The organism is Brevibacterium sp. 'Marine', from assembly GCF_012844365.1.
In the GTDB taxonomy this organism is placed as follows: domain Bacteria; phylum Actinomycetota; class Actinomycetes; order Actinomycetales; family Brevibacteriaceae; genus Brevibacterium.
The window spans coordinates 2,118,764-2,133,843 of sequence record NZ_CP051626.1 but is presented as its reverse complement, the minus strand read 5'-3'; the positions used below and the strand labels follow the sequence as shown (position 1 = coordinate 2,133,843).

Below are 15,080 nucleotides of genomic sequence, written 5' to 3'. Positions count from 1 at the left end.
TTCGATAATGGATGTCATGTCAGCAGCACCGGTCATCGAACAGCTCAGTCGGGAGACGGGGGTCTCCACGGCTGCGGCGCTGTTCGATAAGATCCCACCCCATCCGGTGGATCCTGTGCTCTCTCCGCTGTTCCGGCGCGGCGGTCTGCCGCGCGGCGAACTCGTCACCGTCACCGGTGAGCTGTCGCTGAGCTGCGGCCTGGCGGCGATCGCTGCGGCGACCCGGGAGCAGAAGTGGTGCGCCGGCATCGGGCTCGGCGAACCGGCCGTGTCCTCGATCGCCGACCTCGGCGTCGACCTCGACCATTTCGTCAACCTCGCGACCCCCGGCGAGGACTGGCTGCGAGTGGCTTCGATCCTCATCGAATCCTTCGACATCATCCTCGTCGACCCCGGCTTCGCCCCGAGCGCTTCGGAACGGGCCCGACTCCTGGCGAAGATCCGCGAACGACGGATGAGCCTCATCAGCCTCCGTCCCGTGTCCGGCAGCACAGAGCAGATCGAGATCACCGACACCCGCTGGTCGGGTGCCGAACACGGCCGCGGACGCCTGCAGTCCTGCCTCGTACGTGCCCGGTCGCAGACGGGAAGCCACCGGTTCCTGCTGCCCGGGCCGTCGGGAACTCCCGCCAGCGTCCCCGCAGGGACGCTGGAAGTCGTGACAGGCGGCGTCCCCGCAGGGACTGCGAACGCTGCAGCCGAAGCACGCACTGTCCCGGCCACAAGCCCGGACACAGATCCGGACATGGGCACAGATCCGGGCACGGATACAGCCGACGATCCTCGGTGGTCGACGATCACACAGCTGCGGCAGGTGATCAGCCATGTCGGATGAGTCCGGCCGCACCCTCGTGCTCACCGTGCCCGACTGGCCGGCGGTGGCCGCAGCGGTCGAACACGACATCGCACCGGGCTGCCCTGTCGCAGTCCTCCATGCCGGCAAGGTCATCGCCGCCAATGCTCCGGCCCGTTCCGCCGGCATCACCGCCGGAAACAACAAACGCGCCGTGGGATACCGCTGTCCGGAAGCCCACGTCGCGGTCTGGGACGAAGAGGCGGACAACCGACATTTCAGTGCCGGGGTCGGTGCCCTCGACAACCTCGTCGCCCGGTTCACCCTGCTCAGCCCGGGAACATTGGCGCTCCCTCTTGACTCGCTCAGACACGGCTACACCGACGAAGCCGATGCCGTCGAGACACTGGTCTCGGCTCTCGTCGATGACACCGGGTGGGAGTTCTTCCCCGGAATCGCCGACACCGTCTTCGCCGCGGTCCTCGCCGCCGGGCAGGCGCGCCGGGTCGAACCCGGGCAGACCGTGGACTTCCTCTCCGCCCAGCCGGTCACCACCCTGGAATACGCCGGCGCCGAGGCGACCGCGCTGATCGAGGTCTTCTGGCAGCTGGGGCTGCGCACCCTCGGTGACCTCGCCCGCCTGAAGACCAAAGACGTGAACGCACGCTTCGGCGCCTTCGGCCGACATCTGCACGACCTGGCCTCCGGGCGGGCAGGAGCCCCGCTCGCCGATCATGTCCGCGGTGAACAACTCGACGTCGAACTCACTCTCGATGCCCCGACGACCCGCAGCGACACCCTCGGCTTCCTCGCCCGCCAGCTCGGTGCCGATCTGCTGGCCAAGGTGCGCAGACAGGGGCTTGTCTGCACCCAGATCACGATCGAGCTCGATGCCGCGGCCGGCCAGTCCTCGTCCCGGACCTGGCGGATCGAAGACATGCAGGAGAACGCGATCGCCGACCGTCTGCGGTGGCAGGCAGAAGGCTGGCTGGCAGGAGTGGGCCGGGGCTCTCGTCCGGGCCCGGATCCCCGCACGGCACAGCCCGACCCGCAGGAACTCGACATCGTCGACGAGCCGGCTCCCGATGCCGAGGACTTCTCCGACGACGGCATCATCGCGCTGCGTCTCATCGCAGCCGAACTGACCACCCCGATCGGTGCCACGCGCAGTCTGTTCGACGAGAACACCGGGCAGATCACCCATACGCTCGAGCGTCTGCAGGGGCTGTTCGGTCCCGATGCCGTCCTGGTTCCGGGCCTCCAGGGCGGGTGGGACCCGGCAGAGACGAACCTGTGGACCCCGTGGCAGCAGGCGGCCGTCCCCGAGCGCAGCCCTGCCGCACCCTGGCCCGGGGCCCTGCACGCACCGCGTCCGACGACCGTCGAACATTCCGCCGTCGACGTGCTCGCCGCGGACGGCTCACCGGTGGAGGCTCGCCCCTCGGGACTGGGGGCGGTGCCGGCGACGATCAGATTCCCCACCGGGCAGACCGAGGCCATCGCCGACTACTCCGGTTCCTGGCCCATCGAATCCGGGTGGTGGGATCCGAACCGAGCCGTCTACCGGACCCGGCTGCAGGTGGTCACCGATGCCGGCCGTGCCCTTCTGCTGAGCAAAGAGCACGGTCAGTGGTACCTCACCGGCCGTTACCGCTGACGGGCAACCTGCTGACCAACGACCCCATCTGAGAGGAGGAGGTCCCGATGGGATTCTCGAACCCGCGCACACCGTGGTCGAAGCTGGCGCGCCGCCTCGAAGGCAAGGACATCCCGTCCTCCCCGGCGGACAAACAGCCTGCTGGCGAGAACCCGGCAGGAAAACAGCCTGTCGACAAGCATGCCGACGGCTCCGATGCCCCGGCGTTCTCCCGCCCCGACCGTTACCAAGTCTCGGTCGGCCCCGGCGGTTCGGACGGACGCGGCCGCTATCAGGAGCCGACAGGCGCCGGCAGCGCTCAGGGGATCGGCAGCGGACCGGGACTGCTGCGTCAGAGCGGCGTGGACTGGGCGGAGCTGCATGTGCATTCCCAGTTCAGCTTCCTCGACGGAGCCTCCGACCCCGAAGAGCTCGTGGCAGCCGGTGCCGCCGCCGGGCTGAGCTCTCTGGCGCTGACCGACCACAACGGACTCTACGGAGCCGTCCGCTTCGCCCATGCCGCCGCCGAGGTGGGGCTGGACACCGTGTTCGGCTCCGAACTGTCCGTGGGGCTGGCCGAGAAGATCCCAGGACAGACCGACCCCGATGCCACCCACCTGCTCGTCCTCGCCCGCAGCGTCGAGGGCTACCACCAGCTCTCTCAGATCATCACCGAGGCGAACCTGCGCGGTGAGAAGAACCGTCCGCTCTTCGACCTCGACGAACTCGCGGCCGAGGACGGAGACTGGATGATCCTGACCGGCTGCCGCAAGGGACCGCTGCGACGAGCGTTGGGCGACGACGACGGCGGGCTCAGCGCTCTGCGCGAACTCACCGCACTCTTCGGACCCGACCGAGTCGCCGTCGAACTCAGCCGAGACGGAACCCCGGATGACGACGAGAGGCTGCGCCACCTCGGCGATCTGGCCCAGCGGACGGGACTGCCGATCATGGCCAGCAACGCCGTCCACTTCGCCACCCGCGCCCAATGGAAGTCCGCGCAGGTGAGGGCCTCGGTGCGGTCGCGGCTCTCGCTGGATGAACTGGCCGGGTGGCTGCCGGCGACGGCGAGCGCACGCATCCACACCGGGGAGGAGATGCTCGCACGCTTCCCTCGGCAGGCTCTGGACAATGCGGTGCGGATCGGTCGGGACTGCTCCTTCGTCCTCTCCTCGGCCCGCCCCGACCTGCCGAAGGCGCCGATGCCCGATGAGACCGAAGGGGAGACGTATCTGCGCGGCCTCATCGCCGAACGCGGACGGCACCGCTACGGAACGAGAGCCGAGAACCCCCGAGCTTGGGAGCAGCTGGACCGGGAGATGGACATGATCGCGCAGCTGGGGTTCTGCGGATACTTCCTCATCGTCTTCGACATCACCGAATTCTGCCGCCATATGGGCATCTTCTGCCAAGGGCGGGGATCGGCGGCGAACTCCGCGGTCTGCTTCGTTCTGGGCATCACCGCCGTCGACGCCGTCAAACACGGACTGCTCTTCGACCGGTTCCTGTCCCCGGACCGCAAGGGGTACCCGGACATCGACATCGACATCGAATCCGGCCGCCGCGAAGAGGTCATCCAATACGTCTACGACCATTTCGGCCGCGACCGCGCCGCCCAGGTCGCCAATGTCATCACCTACCGGGCGAAATCGGCCATCCGGGACGCCGCCTTCAGCCTCGGCTACGCCCCCGGACAGCAGGACGCGTTCTCGAAGTCGAGCAACCGGTGGTCGAGCCTGCCTGATGCCGAGGACTCCCCGGTGCCCGCCCCGGTGCTCAAGGTCGCCGAGGATCTGCTCGGCTCACCGCGCCATCTGGGCATCCACTCCGGTGGGATGATCCTGGCCGACCGTGCCATCGGCGAAGTCGTGCCGATCGAGAAGGCGACGATGGGCCACCGCACCGTCGTCCAATGGGACAAGGACGACTGCGCGGCCATGGATCTGGTCAAGTTCGACCTGCTCGGTCTGGGCATGCTCACCGCCCTGCACGAGATGGTCGGACTCGTCCACCGACACACCGGGGTCCTCATCGACCGAGCGGAGATCGATGACGACGACGCAGCCGTCTACGAGATGCTCTGCCGTGCCGACGCGATCGGGGTCTTCCAGGTCGAATCCCGCGCCCAGCTGGCGACTCTGCCCCGGCTGCGGCCGGAGACGTTCTACGATCTGGCCGTGCAGGTCGCGCTCATCCGCCCCGGCCCCATCCAGGGCGGCTCCGTCCATCCCTACATCCGTCGTAGGCAGGGCCTCGATGAGGTCGAATACCTCCACCCGCTGTTGGAGAAGTCCCTGGCCAAGACCTATGGGGTGCCGCTGTTCCAGGAGCAGCTCATGCAGATGGCCATCGACGTCGGCGGGTTCACCGGGGCCGATGCCGACCGGCTGCGGCAGGCCATGGGCTCACGCCGGTCTGAGAAGCGGATGGCCGAACTCGCGGAGAAGTTCCGGACAGGTGCCCTGGCTCGCGGGGTCGCCGAGGACACTGCCGAGGCGATCTTCGCGACCATCGCGGCCTTCGCGAACTACGGGTTCCCCGAATCGCATGCCATCAGCTTCGCGAACCTCGTCTATCAGTCTGCTTGGTTCAAATACCATCACCACGCGGCCTTCACCGCCGGACTGCTGCGCAGCCAGCCGATGGGCTTCTACTCCCCGCAGTCGCTCATCGCCGACGCCCGTCGGCACGGGGTGCCGATCCTGCCCGTCGACATCCGGTGGTCACAGGCGGCCACAGACCTCGAACGGGTCGCCGAGGCGGGGGAAGGGGGCACCGCCTCGGCGGGGGAGCTGGGGATCCGTTTGGGACTGGACACGGTCGCCCATGTCGGCTCCTTCGCCGAGGTGATCGTGACCGAACGTGAGAACGCACCGTTCACCTCGGTGGCGGATCTGGCCGAACGCACCGGAATCGGCAAGCGGGCCATGGAATCGCTGGCCACGGCCGGAGCCCTGTCCGGATTCGACCTCGACCGACGGCAGGCGCTGTGGCTGGCCGGGGGAGTCGCCGGTGCTCATCCGGGACTGCTGCCGGGAACGGCGAGCGTGGACTCGGCCCCGACCCTGCCGACCATGGACGCCTTCGATGTGACCTTGGCCGAACTCTTCTCCACCGGGATCACCGTCGACGGCTACCCCACACAGATGATGCGCGAGTCGCTGAGCGCCCGCGGATACTCATCGACTGCGGATGCGGCGCGTGCGGCGGACGGAACCCGGATGACGGTGGCCGCGATCGTCACTCATCGGCAGCGCCCGGCGACCGCCTCGGGCATCACCTTCATCAACCTCGAAGACGAATTCGGGATGCTCAATGTGGTGGCCACGGCGGGGCTGATGAAACGCTTCCGTACGGTTGCGACCTCCCGCAACGCCCTCGTCGTCACCGGGCTCATCCAGCGCGGGGGAGACGTGGTCAGCCTCTACGCGCACAAACTCATCCCCCTCGAGGTGCAGCTGCCGACGAAGGCGCGGAACTTCCGCTGATCGTCGGCGCTGCACATGTGACAGCTGCACGACACGGTGTGACGAAACATGACACATGATGACGCCAACATGACACACAGCGGGTGCAAGCCGGCGAAGTCGATGACAGTGGACACATCACATCGCCTCAACCAGCGACACCGCCACCGCACTCACACAGGAGAGTCACCATGACCCAGGCATTCGAAACCCGCCAGATCCATGCCGGACAGGTACCCGACCCGGTCACCGGTTCCCGCGCCCTGCCGATCCATCAGACGACTTCGTTCGTGTTCAACGATGTCGACCACGCCGCAGCACGCTTTGCGCTGACCGACGTCGGCCCCGTCTACAGCCGCCTGACGAACCCGACGAACGAGGTCGTCGAGAACCGCATCGCCGATCTCGAGGGCGGCGTCCACGCCGTCCTCACCGCCTCGGGCCAGTCTGCGGCCTTCCTCGCGATCACGAACGTCGCCGGAGCCGGTGACCACATCGTGGCCAGCTCCAGCCTCTACGGCGGAACCGTCAACCTCTTCGACGTCACCCTGCGCAAGCTCGGCATCGAAACGACCTTCGTCGACGTCGACGACCACGAGGCGTGGAAGAACGCGATCCAGGACAACACGAAGCTCCTCTTCGGTGAGGTGGTGTCGAACCCGCGCTCGGACATCCTCGACATCGAGGCGATCGCCGGAATCGCTCACGATGCCGGTGTGCCGCTCTTCGTCGACAACACCCTCGCCAGCCCCTACCTCGTGCGTCCGATCGAACACGGTGCCGACGTCGTCCTCCATTCCGCCACGAAGTACCTCGGCGGCCACGGCAACTCCGTCGCCGGAGTCCTCGTCGACAGCGGCAACTTCGACTACGGCGCAGCGCCGGAGAAGTTCCCCGGCTTCAACGAACCCGACGCTTCCTACAACGGACTCGTCTTCGCCCGCGACCTCGGTGCCGAGGGAGCCTTCGGCGTCAACGTGTCCTTCGGCCTCAAGGCCCGCGTGCAGGGACTGCGCGACCTCGGGCCCTCGCTCAGCCCCACGAACGCATTCCTGCTGGCCCAGGGCATCGAGACTCTGAGCCTGCGCATCGAACGCCACGTGGAGAACGCGAACAAGGTCGCCGCCTACCTCGAGGCCCACAGCCAGGTCGACCGCGTCGCCTACGCCGGACTCGAGTCGAGCCCCTGGAACGGTCTGGCGAAGAAGTACCTGCCGAACGGCGTGGGTTCGGTCCTCGCCTTCGACATCGCCGGCGGCTACGACGCGGCAGTGGCCTTCGTCGACGCCCTCGAACTGCACTCGCTGGTGGCGAACATCGGCGACGTCCGCTCGCTCGTCATCCACCCGGCCTCGACCACGCACGCTCAGCTCGACGAGGAAGCCCAGAAAGCCGCCGGAGTCAACCCGGCCCTGGTGCGCCTGTCAGTGGGCATCGAAGGCATCGACGACATCATCGGCGACCTCGACAAGGGCTTCGCGGCGGCTGCGGCGAAGGCGCAGACCGCGGCCTGAGATGACCACCCAGAGCACTTCCGTCGAACGGATCCTGGGCTTCGGCACGGACTCCGGGCATACGTTCGGCACGGTCGAGATCGCCTATGAGACCTTCGGCACCCTCAACGCCGACCGGTCCAATGCGATCCTCATCGAGCATGCTCTGACCGGCGATACCCGCGTCACCGAATGGTGGGCGGGTGTCGTCGGCCCCGGGGAGGCCATCGACACCGACAAGTACTTCGTGGTGTGTGCGAACTCCCTGGGAGGCTGCTCGGGAACGACCGGGCCGCAGTCGTCCTATGATGACGGCCTGGCCTACGGCTCCCGATTCCCTCGGGTGACTATCCGCGACATGGCACGCCTGGAGCACAATCTCGCCCAGATCCTCGGCATCGACTCCTGGGTCGCCGTCATCGGCGGCTCCATGGGGGGTGCGCGAGCGCTCGAGTTTGCTCTGTTGGACAGTCGGAAGGTCCGCAAATGCGCGGTCATCGCCGCACCGGCCTTCTGCGAAGCAGATCAGATCGCCTGGGCGATGATGCAGGAACGCGCGATCGAACTCGACGCCGACTACTATTCCGGAGACTATTCGGCCGTCGGCAGCTTCCCCAGTCATGGCCTCGGCCTGGCTCGGCAGATCGCGCACCTGACGTATCGCAACGATGTCGACCTCAATGAACGCTTCTCTCGTCGGATGCGTTCGGAGGACTACTACGAGGTGACCTCGTACCTGGACCATCAGGCCAAGAAGCTCACCGCCCGGTTCGACCCGCACAGCTACATCGTGCTCACGCGTGCCCTGCGCGACCATGATGTGCGACGCGGCCGCTCCTCCGACCTCACGGTCGCACTGGCCGATGCCTGCACCGACAACCTCGTGATCTCCGTGTCCTCGGATCGGCTGTTCCCGCCGGAACAGGTGGGCATCCTCGCCGAGGCGCTGCCCGGAAGAGTCCGACACCACATCGTCGACTCCCCGGTCGGCCACGACGGGTTCCTCACCGAGACCGAGAAGATCTCCGCGGTCCTCGCCGACTTCCTCGCCGACTGAGGCCGACTCGCCGACTGAGGCCGACTCGCCGACTGAGGCCGAGGGGAACGTCAGACGATCTCAGGCGTCAGACAGGACCACTGACAGCCGCAGGCACCGTTCACCCCAAGCACCAGAAGACCCCCGCAGACCGTTCGCTGCGGGGGTCTTCTGGTGTGCCCGGATCACGGACCTGCGGTCACCGTGCGGCGGCCTTCGCTTTCTTCTTCGCGGCCTTGCGCAGCTGCTTCTCGTCGACCGGGAAGTCCTGACGGGCACGCGCCCGACGGTAGTAGTCGGCGGCCTCGGCCTGACGCTCGGCTTCGACACCGGAGGCGATGGTGGCCCGACGGTGGACATCCGAGTAGCCGAATGCTTCGACGAGGTCGTGGGCGTTGGCCGCGAGCTTCTGGCACAGACGGTTCAGCGTCTCGTTGATCTGGCGTGCGCGCGACATCGGCAGGCGACCGTACATGAGGTGCCAGGCCATATGCTTCTCGATCAGTCCGAGACCGTAGGTGTCACGCAGACGACGGAAGGCCTTGGCCTGATCGGCGTCGGTCTGCTCCCTCATCTTCTCGTCGAGTGCCTTCCACTTCTCGAGCTCGACATAGGCGCGTGCCATCTCGATGAGCTCGTGCTGGTGGACGTTGAACAGATCGGCCGCCTGCGCGGCCGGCATCTTCGTCGCCGGACGCAGTGCCTGGGCCACTCCGGAGACCATGACCTCCAGACGCGTCTCGAGCAGGGTCCGCTGCAAGCGTCCCGACCGGATCCGTTTGTCACCGAGGTTCGGGGTCAGCGCGTCCGAGATCGCCCGTCCGGCATTGGCCAGACCGGTGCGGTAGAGCGTGTGCTCGGCGGCCTGGGTGCCGATGAACCGGGCGGCACCACCGACGTCGAGATTCGCGAACTCCTTGGCATAGTCACCGAGGAGGCGCTTGGCCACGAGCTGCAGCAGCACCGTGTTGTCGCCTTCGAAGGTGACGTAGACGTCGAGGTCGGCGCGCAGTCCCACGAGGCGGTTCTCCGCCATGAAACCGGCACCGCCGCAGGCTTCACGGCATTCCTGGATGACGTCGAGCGCCATCCAGGTCGAGTCGGCCTTGAACGCTGCTGCCCGGGTCTCGAGCAGAGCCCGGTTCTCCTCGGAGTCGTCGGCTCCGGCGAAGACCTCCTCGAAGGAGGTCAGCAGCTTCTCGTGTGCGAACGCTGAGGCGTAGACGGCGGCGAGGGCAGGCATGAGGCGACGCTGATGCTGGCCGTAGTCGAGCAGGGTCGTCTCGGCGAAGTCGTCGCCGGCCGTGAACTGCTTGCGTTCGAGTCCGTAGCGCACGGCGATGTCGAGGGCGAGCTTCGAGGCGACCACGGAGGCGCCGTCGAGCGAGACGCGGCCCTGGACCAGGGTGCCGAGCATCGTGAAGAAACGGCGTCCCGGTGATTCGATGGGGGAGGAGTATGTGCCGTCGGCGGTGACATGTCCATAGCGGTTGAGCAGATTGGTGCGCGGGATCCGCACCGAGTCGAAGGCGAGGCGACCATTGTCGACGCCCTTGAGCCCGCCCTTGTAGCCGTCGTCTTCGATCGAGACTCCCGGCATCGGCTCACCGGACTCGTCGCGGACGGGCACGAAGAAGGCATGCACCCCGTGCTTGACTCCCTTGGTGATCAGCTGTGCGAAGAGAACGGCGGCCCTGGCATCGCGGGCGGCGTTGCCGATGTATTCCTTCGTTGCGGCCCGGAAGGGAGTCTCGATGACGAACTCTTCGGTCGCCTCGTCGTAGGTGGCGGTGGTCGCCACGTTGGCGACATCGGAGCCGTGTCCGATCTCCGTCATCGCGAACGAACCCAGCAGGCGTCCGGACTGAGCGTCGAGCAGCCACTTGTGATGCTGCTCCTGATCGCCGAGGTGGAGGATCGCTCCGCCGAATAGCCCGAACTGGACGCCTGCCTTGATCTGCAGGCTCGGGTTGGCGGTGACGGTCTCTTCGAACCCGGCGACGTTCGTGGCGTGTTCGTTCTTTCCGCCCATCTCCGGTGACAGCCCGGTCATCGGCAGTCCGGTCTCGGCCATCATCATGACCCCGTCGAGGGTCTTCGCCCGTGCGGTGTCGAGATCATCGGCCGGATCGTCGTGGGTCGACGGTTCTTCGGCCAGGGTTCGCCCGCGTCGGCGAGCGTCTGCCCACTGTCCGTCGAGGACGGTGTTGATGGCTTTCGGATCAAGAGACAGCTTCATTGTTCTACTCCTCGTTGTTCGGGCAGGGTTGCCCAGAGCCAATGGGTGATGGTGGTGGCGAATTCCTCGGGCCGGTCCGGTCGGGACAGCCAGGACTCGGTGGCGGCGCGGACGAATCCGATCGCTCCGGCCGACCACAGCCGAGCCTGGTCCCCGCTCAGGCCGAGGCGTTCGGCCAGCTGCCCGGCAATGGAATTGAAGAAACCGCCGGTCTCCTCGGGCGCGAACCGGTTGACTGCGGTGTCGCAGAAGCGATACACGTTCGGGGAATTCGCGGCGAGCGTGACGAATGCGCGGATCATCGCGGCCAAGGACTCCTTCGCCGCTGGTGAGCCCTCACCCTTCGCCGAGGTGGCCGCGGCCTCATCGAGAGACCGGATGATGACGCCCATCGCCCATTCGCCCATGGCCGCCTGGAGACCCGCTCGATCGGTGAAATAGCGGTAGAGGACCGACTTCGACGTCCCGGTCGCGTCCGAGATCTGCTCCATCGACATGCCGTCGCCGTGCTCGTCGACGACGAGCCGCACGGAGCGCAGAAGTTCCCGACGACGCTCGTCGCGATGCTTCTGCCATCTCGTCGAGCGGCCGTCTGTGATCGATTTCATGTAACCGACAGTATCAGGTACTGTCGGTATCAGCTAAATCAACCACCCGGAGGTGCACATGTCCGCTCCCAACAACCGCGCCGTCATCCTCGGCGGCAACCGAATTCCCTTCGCCCGCTCGAACAAGCAGTACTCGAAGGCCACGAACCTCGATATGCTCACCTCGGCCATCGACGGGCTCGTCGCCCGCTTCGGACTGGCCGGAGAGAACATCGGCGAAGTCGCCGGAGGTGCAGTCCTCAAGCACTCGAAGGACTTCAACCTCACCCGGGAAGCCGTGCTCGGCTCCGCCCTCGCACCGACGACCCCCGCCTTCGATCTCGGTCAAGCCTGCGCCACGGGGCTCGAAGCCGTGGTCAGCCTCAACAACAAGATCAATGCCGGGCAGATCGAATCCGGAATCGCCTCGGGTGTGGATTCGACATCCGACGCTCCGATCGTCATCAACGATTCGATGCGCGAGATCCTCCTCGAGCTCACCCGTGCGAAGACGATGGTGCAGAAGGCGAAGATCGCTTCCCAGATTCGCCCCGCCTACCTCGCGCCGCAGGCTCCGAGCACGGGTGAACCGCGTACGGGCTTGAGCATGGGCGAGCACCAGGCGATCACCACCGCGGCCTGGGGCATCAGCCGACAGGCTCAGGACGAACTGGCCGTGGCTTCCCATAAGAACCTCGCCGCGGCATGGGATTCGGGCTTCTTCGATGACCTCACCACCCCGTACCTCGGGGTCAGCCGCGATACGAACATGCGTGCCGACTCGACCGTGGAAGCGCTGGCGAAGCTCAACCCCGTCTTCGGCAGGAAACTTGCCGCCGAGGCGACCATGACCGCCGGCAACTCGACTCCGCTGACCGACGGCGCATCCTCGGTGCTGCTGGGCAGTGAGGACTGGGCCGCCGAACACGGCTTCACCCCGCTGGCGCGCCTCGTCGATGCCGAAGCCGCCGCCGTCGATTTCGTCGACGGTGACGAAGGGCTGCTCATGGCCCCCGCCTACGCCGTTCCGCGGCTGCTGGCCCGCAACGGCCTGACCTTCGACGACTTCGATGTCTTCGAGATCCACGAGGCCTTCGCCTCCACTGTGCTCTCGCACCTGGCCGCCTGGGAGTCCGAAGAGTTCTGCAAGGACAAGGCCGGACTCGATGCGGCACTGGGCACCATCGACCGCGACAAGCTCAACCCCCTGGGGTCGAGCCTGGCCGCCGGCCACCCCTTCGCCGCCACCGGCGGACGGATCATCGCCAGCACCGCCAAGCACCTGAAGACCACCGGCAAGAAGCGCTCCCTGGTCTCGATCTGCGCCGCAGGCGGACAGGGACTCACCGCGATCGTGGAGGCAGCATGAAAGACACCTATCTCTCCCTCGTCAACGGACCGCTGAAGCAGGTGGCCAAATCCCTCGGTCTGCCGCAGCCGGTCGAACTCAACCGCTTCGGCTCCACCCCGGCGTCGTATGAGAACAAGCCGGTCCTCGTCCTCGGCACCGGCCCGGGTGCTCAGGGCTTGGCCGATCAGCTGCTGGAGAACGGACTCGAGGTCCGCCGCAACGCTCAGACGGGTGAGAAGCTGCGGGCCGTCATCGCCGTCCTCGACGATGCACAGTCCCCGGCCGACCTGTCACCGGTCGTCCTCGAGATCGGTGCCGCCCTGCGCTCCCTTGCCGTCTGTGGTCGAGTGATCACCATTTCGACGGCACCGGATGCCCGAAACCAGACACCGGAGCAGGCCGCCACCACTCAGGGCATCACCGGCTTCACCCGGTCGGTCGCCCACGAGATGCGCGCCGGCGCCACCGCCAACGGGATCCTGCTCGACGGCGTCGACCTCACCGCACCCTCGGTGACGGCGGCTCTGTGGTTCCTGCTCTCCGGCAAGTCTGCCTATGTCTCCGGCCAGTTCCTCACGGTGTCCTCGGACGCCGGCCAGCGGCTGAGTCTGGACGAGTTCATGTCCACCGGTGAGGCCGGCCCGCTGGCCGGACGCGCAGCCGTGGTCACCGGTGCCGCACGCGGGATCGGAGCCGCGATCGCCGAGAACCTCGCCCGCGACGGCGCCTACGTCATCGGCGTGGACATGCCGCAGGCGGGGCAGGCGCTGGCGCAGGTGATGAACCGGATCGGCGGCAAGTCGCTGCAGCTCGACATCACCGCAGCAGACGCCCCGGACAAGATCGTCGAGGCGCTCGGAGCACCCGTGGACATCCTCGTCCACAACGCCGGCATCACTCGAGACAAGATGCTGGCGAACATGGACGCGGCCAAGTGGGATTCGGTCATCGCCGTCAACATCGCCGCGCAGACGATGATCAATTCTGATCTCGCGGAGAAGGGACTCTTCGCCGACGGCGCCCAGGTCGTCTCCCTGGCCTCGACCTCGGGAATCGCGGGCAACCGCGGTCAGACGAACTATGCGACCTCGAAGGCCGGAGTCATCGGGCTCACTGCCGCCTCGGCGGAGGACTTCGCCGCCCGCGGGGGAGCGATCAACGCGGTGGCACCCGGATTCATCGAAACGGATATGACCGCGAAGATGCCCACCCTCACACGGCAGGTCGCACGCCGGCTCTCGAGCCTGCAGCAGGGCGGACAGCCGGTCGACGTCGCCGAAGCCATCGGCTTCCTCGCCTCCAGCGGCGCCCGCGGCATCAACGGTCAGACGCTGCGTGTCTGCGGTCAGAACATGGTGGGTGCATGATGGCGGATTCGATGCTTCCCATCTATGCCCGTGCCCTGCTCAAGACCCTGCCGGTGGGCCCGCGCACCGGTCCGGAGCTGCCGGAGCATGCGATCGATCGCAGCATTCCGCTCGAACCGGTCGCCTATGCGGGATTCGCCCACGTCGTCGGTCATGGCCTGGACGACATCGTCCACCCCGGCTATCTGCACATCCTCGGCTTCCCGCTGAGCATGCAGCTGCTGGCCGACCCCGAGGTGCCGCTGCCGATGATGGGGATGGTCCACATCCACAATCGCGTCGACATGCATTCGCAGGCCCGCCTCGGCGAGGTTGTGGACTTCCACCTCGAGCTCGCCGGTCCGTTCGAGCACACGAAGGGCACGACGATCGAGGTTCGGCTCGAGGCGAAGGTCGACGGACGTCCCGTGATGGACGAGGTGTCCACGTATCTGGCGAAGGGGCGCAAGCTCTCCGGAGCCAAGCCGAAGTCACAGGTTCCGCACCTCGAGTTCACCGCACCGCAGCCCAGCGCGGTGTGGCGTCTGGACCCGATCATCGGCCAGCGCTATGCGAAGGTCTCCGGTGACTACAACCCGATCCACCTCAACGGTCTGGCCGCGAAGGGATTCGGGTTCCCGAAGCAGATCGCGCACGGGATGTACAGCGCCTCTCGGGCGTTCGCGGCGATGGATCCCCGGCTCGAGTCCTACCGCTGGGATGTGTCCTTCGCGAAGCCGATACTGCTGCCCGGCACGGTCGGCTATGCGCTGACCGAGGGACGTCGCCACGAGGCTGCGCAGTCGGCCGTCTTCGATCTGAAGAACGGCAAACCCCACGTCCTGTCGCAGGTGGCACACCTCGACTGATGGCCTGATAAGTGCAGTGCGTCACAAAAGCCGATTTCGATTTTGCGACACCGTTTCGCGCATGTAGAGTTATCTCTGTTGCCAGCGCGAGTGGCGGAATTGGTAGACGCGCTAGCTTGAGGTGCTAGTGCCCAACTTATCGGGCGTGGGGGTTCAAGTCCCCCTTCGCGCACAACGAGGAGATGGCCTCCGGATTTCGGTCCGGAGGCCATTTTCGCATTCAGCCGTCGGAGTCGTCTGCGGCACAGGGGCATCCGGCTTCC

10 protein-coding genes and 1 tRNA gene are annotated in these 15,080 nt (G+C 66.7%); 9 read left to right on the top strand and 2 right to left on the bottom strand.

Annotated features, from left to right (window positions below; all coding sequences use genetic code 11):
• Nucleotides 1-16 precede the first annotated feature (16 nt).
• The 5 genes from HF684_RS09670 (at nt 17) to HF684_RS09650 (ending at nt 8,446) form a co-directional block, all read left to right on the top strand.
• A complete protein-coding gene (locus tag HF684_RS09670; RefSeq protein WP_248278866.1) occupies nt 17-835 on the top strand; it encodes a DNA recombination/repair protein RecA in 819 nt (272 codons plus the stop codon).
• Nucleotides 825-2,450, top strand: a complete 1,626-nt coding sequence (locus tag HF684_RS09665; RefSeq protein WP_169252295.1) for a DNA polymerase Y family protein — start codon at nt 825-827, stop codon at nt 2,448-2,450. The genes HF684_RS09670 and HF684_RS09665 overlap by 11 nt, the downstream gene beginning before the upstream one ends.
• A 47-nt stretch (nt 2,451-2,497) precedes the next feature.
• Nucleotides 2,498-5,917 carry an error-prone DNA polymerase gene (locus tag HF684_RS09660; protein ID WP_169252294.1) on the top strand — a complete coding sequence of 1,140 codons (3,420 nt, stop codon included), beginning with the start codon at nt 2,498-2,500 and terminating at the stop codon, nt 5,915-5,917.
• A gap of 170 nt (nt 5,918-6,087) precedes the next feature.
• Nucleotides 6,088-7,410, top strand: a complete 1,323-nt coding sequence (locus HF684_RS09655) for a PLP-dependent transferase (RefSeq protein WP_169252293.1) — start codon at nt 6,088-6,090, stop codon at nt 7,408-7,410.
• 1 nt (nt 7,411) lies between these two features.
• The gene (locus HF684_RS09650; protein ID WP_169252292.1) at nt 7,412-8,446 is read left to right on the top strand and encodes a homoserine O-acetyltransferase; all 1,035 of its coding nucleotides are present in this window, start codon (nt 7,412-7,414) and stop codon (nt 8,444-8,446) included.
• A gap of 178 nt (nt 8,447-8,624) precedes the next feature.
• On the opposite strand, the gene HF684_RS09645 is transcribed toward HF684_RS09650, so the two are convergent.
• Complete coding sequence (locus HF684_RS09645) at nt 8,625-10,664, bottom strand: acyl-CoA dehydrogenase family protein (RefSeq protein WP_169252291.1); 2,040 nt, start codon at nt 10,662-10,664, stop codon at nt 8,625-8,627.
• Nucleotides 10,661-11,272 (bottom strand): TetR/AcrR family transcriptional regulator, encoded by a 612-nt coding sequence (locus HF684_RS09640; RefSeq protein WP_169252290.1) that lies wholly within the window; start codon nt 11,270-11,272, stop codon nt 10,661-10,663. Before HF684_RS09640 ends, HF684_RS09645 begins: the two co-directional genes overlap by 4 nt.
• Nucleotides 11,273-11,330: 58 nt before the next feature.
• On the opposite strand from HF684_RS09640, the gene HF684_RS09635 reads away from it, so the two are divergent.
• The 4 genes from HF684_RS09635 (at nt 11,331) to HF684_RS09620 (ending at nt 14,989) form a co-directional block, all read left to right on the top strand.
• Entirely contained in the window at nt 11,331-12,620 is a 1,290-nt protein-coding gene (locus HF684_RS09635; protein ID WP_169252289.1) for an acetyl-CoA C-acetyltransferase, read from the top strand.
• Nucleotides 12,617-13,969, top strand: a complete 1,353-nt coding sequence (locus tag HF684_RS09630; RefSeq protein ID WP_169252288.1) for a 3-oxoacyl-ACP reductase — start codon at nt 12,617-12,619, stop codon at nt 13,967-13,969. Before HF684_RS09635 ends, HF684_RS09630 begins: the two co-directional genes overlap by 4 nt.
• Nucleotides 13,969-14,817 (top strand): MaoC/PaaZ C-terminal domain-containing protein, encoded by an 849-nt coding sequence (locus HF684_RS09625; RefSeq protein WP_248278865.1) that lies wholly within the window; start codon nt 13,969-13,971, stop codon nt 14,815-14,817. The genes HF684_RS09630 and HF684_RS09625 overlap by 1 nt, the downstream gene beginning before the upstream one ends.
• 84 nt (nt 14,818-14,901) lie before the next feature.
• Nucleotides 14,902-14,989 (top strand) — tRNA-Leu (locus tag HF684_RS09620).
• Nucleotides 14,990-15,080 lie beyond the last annotated feature (91 nt).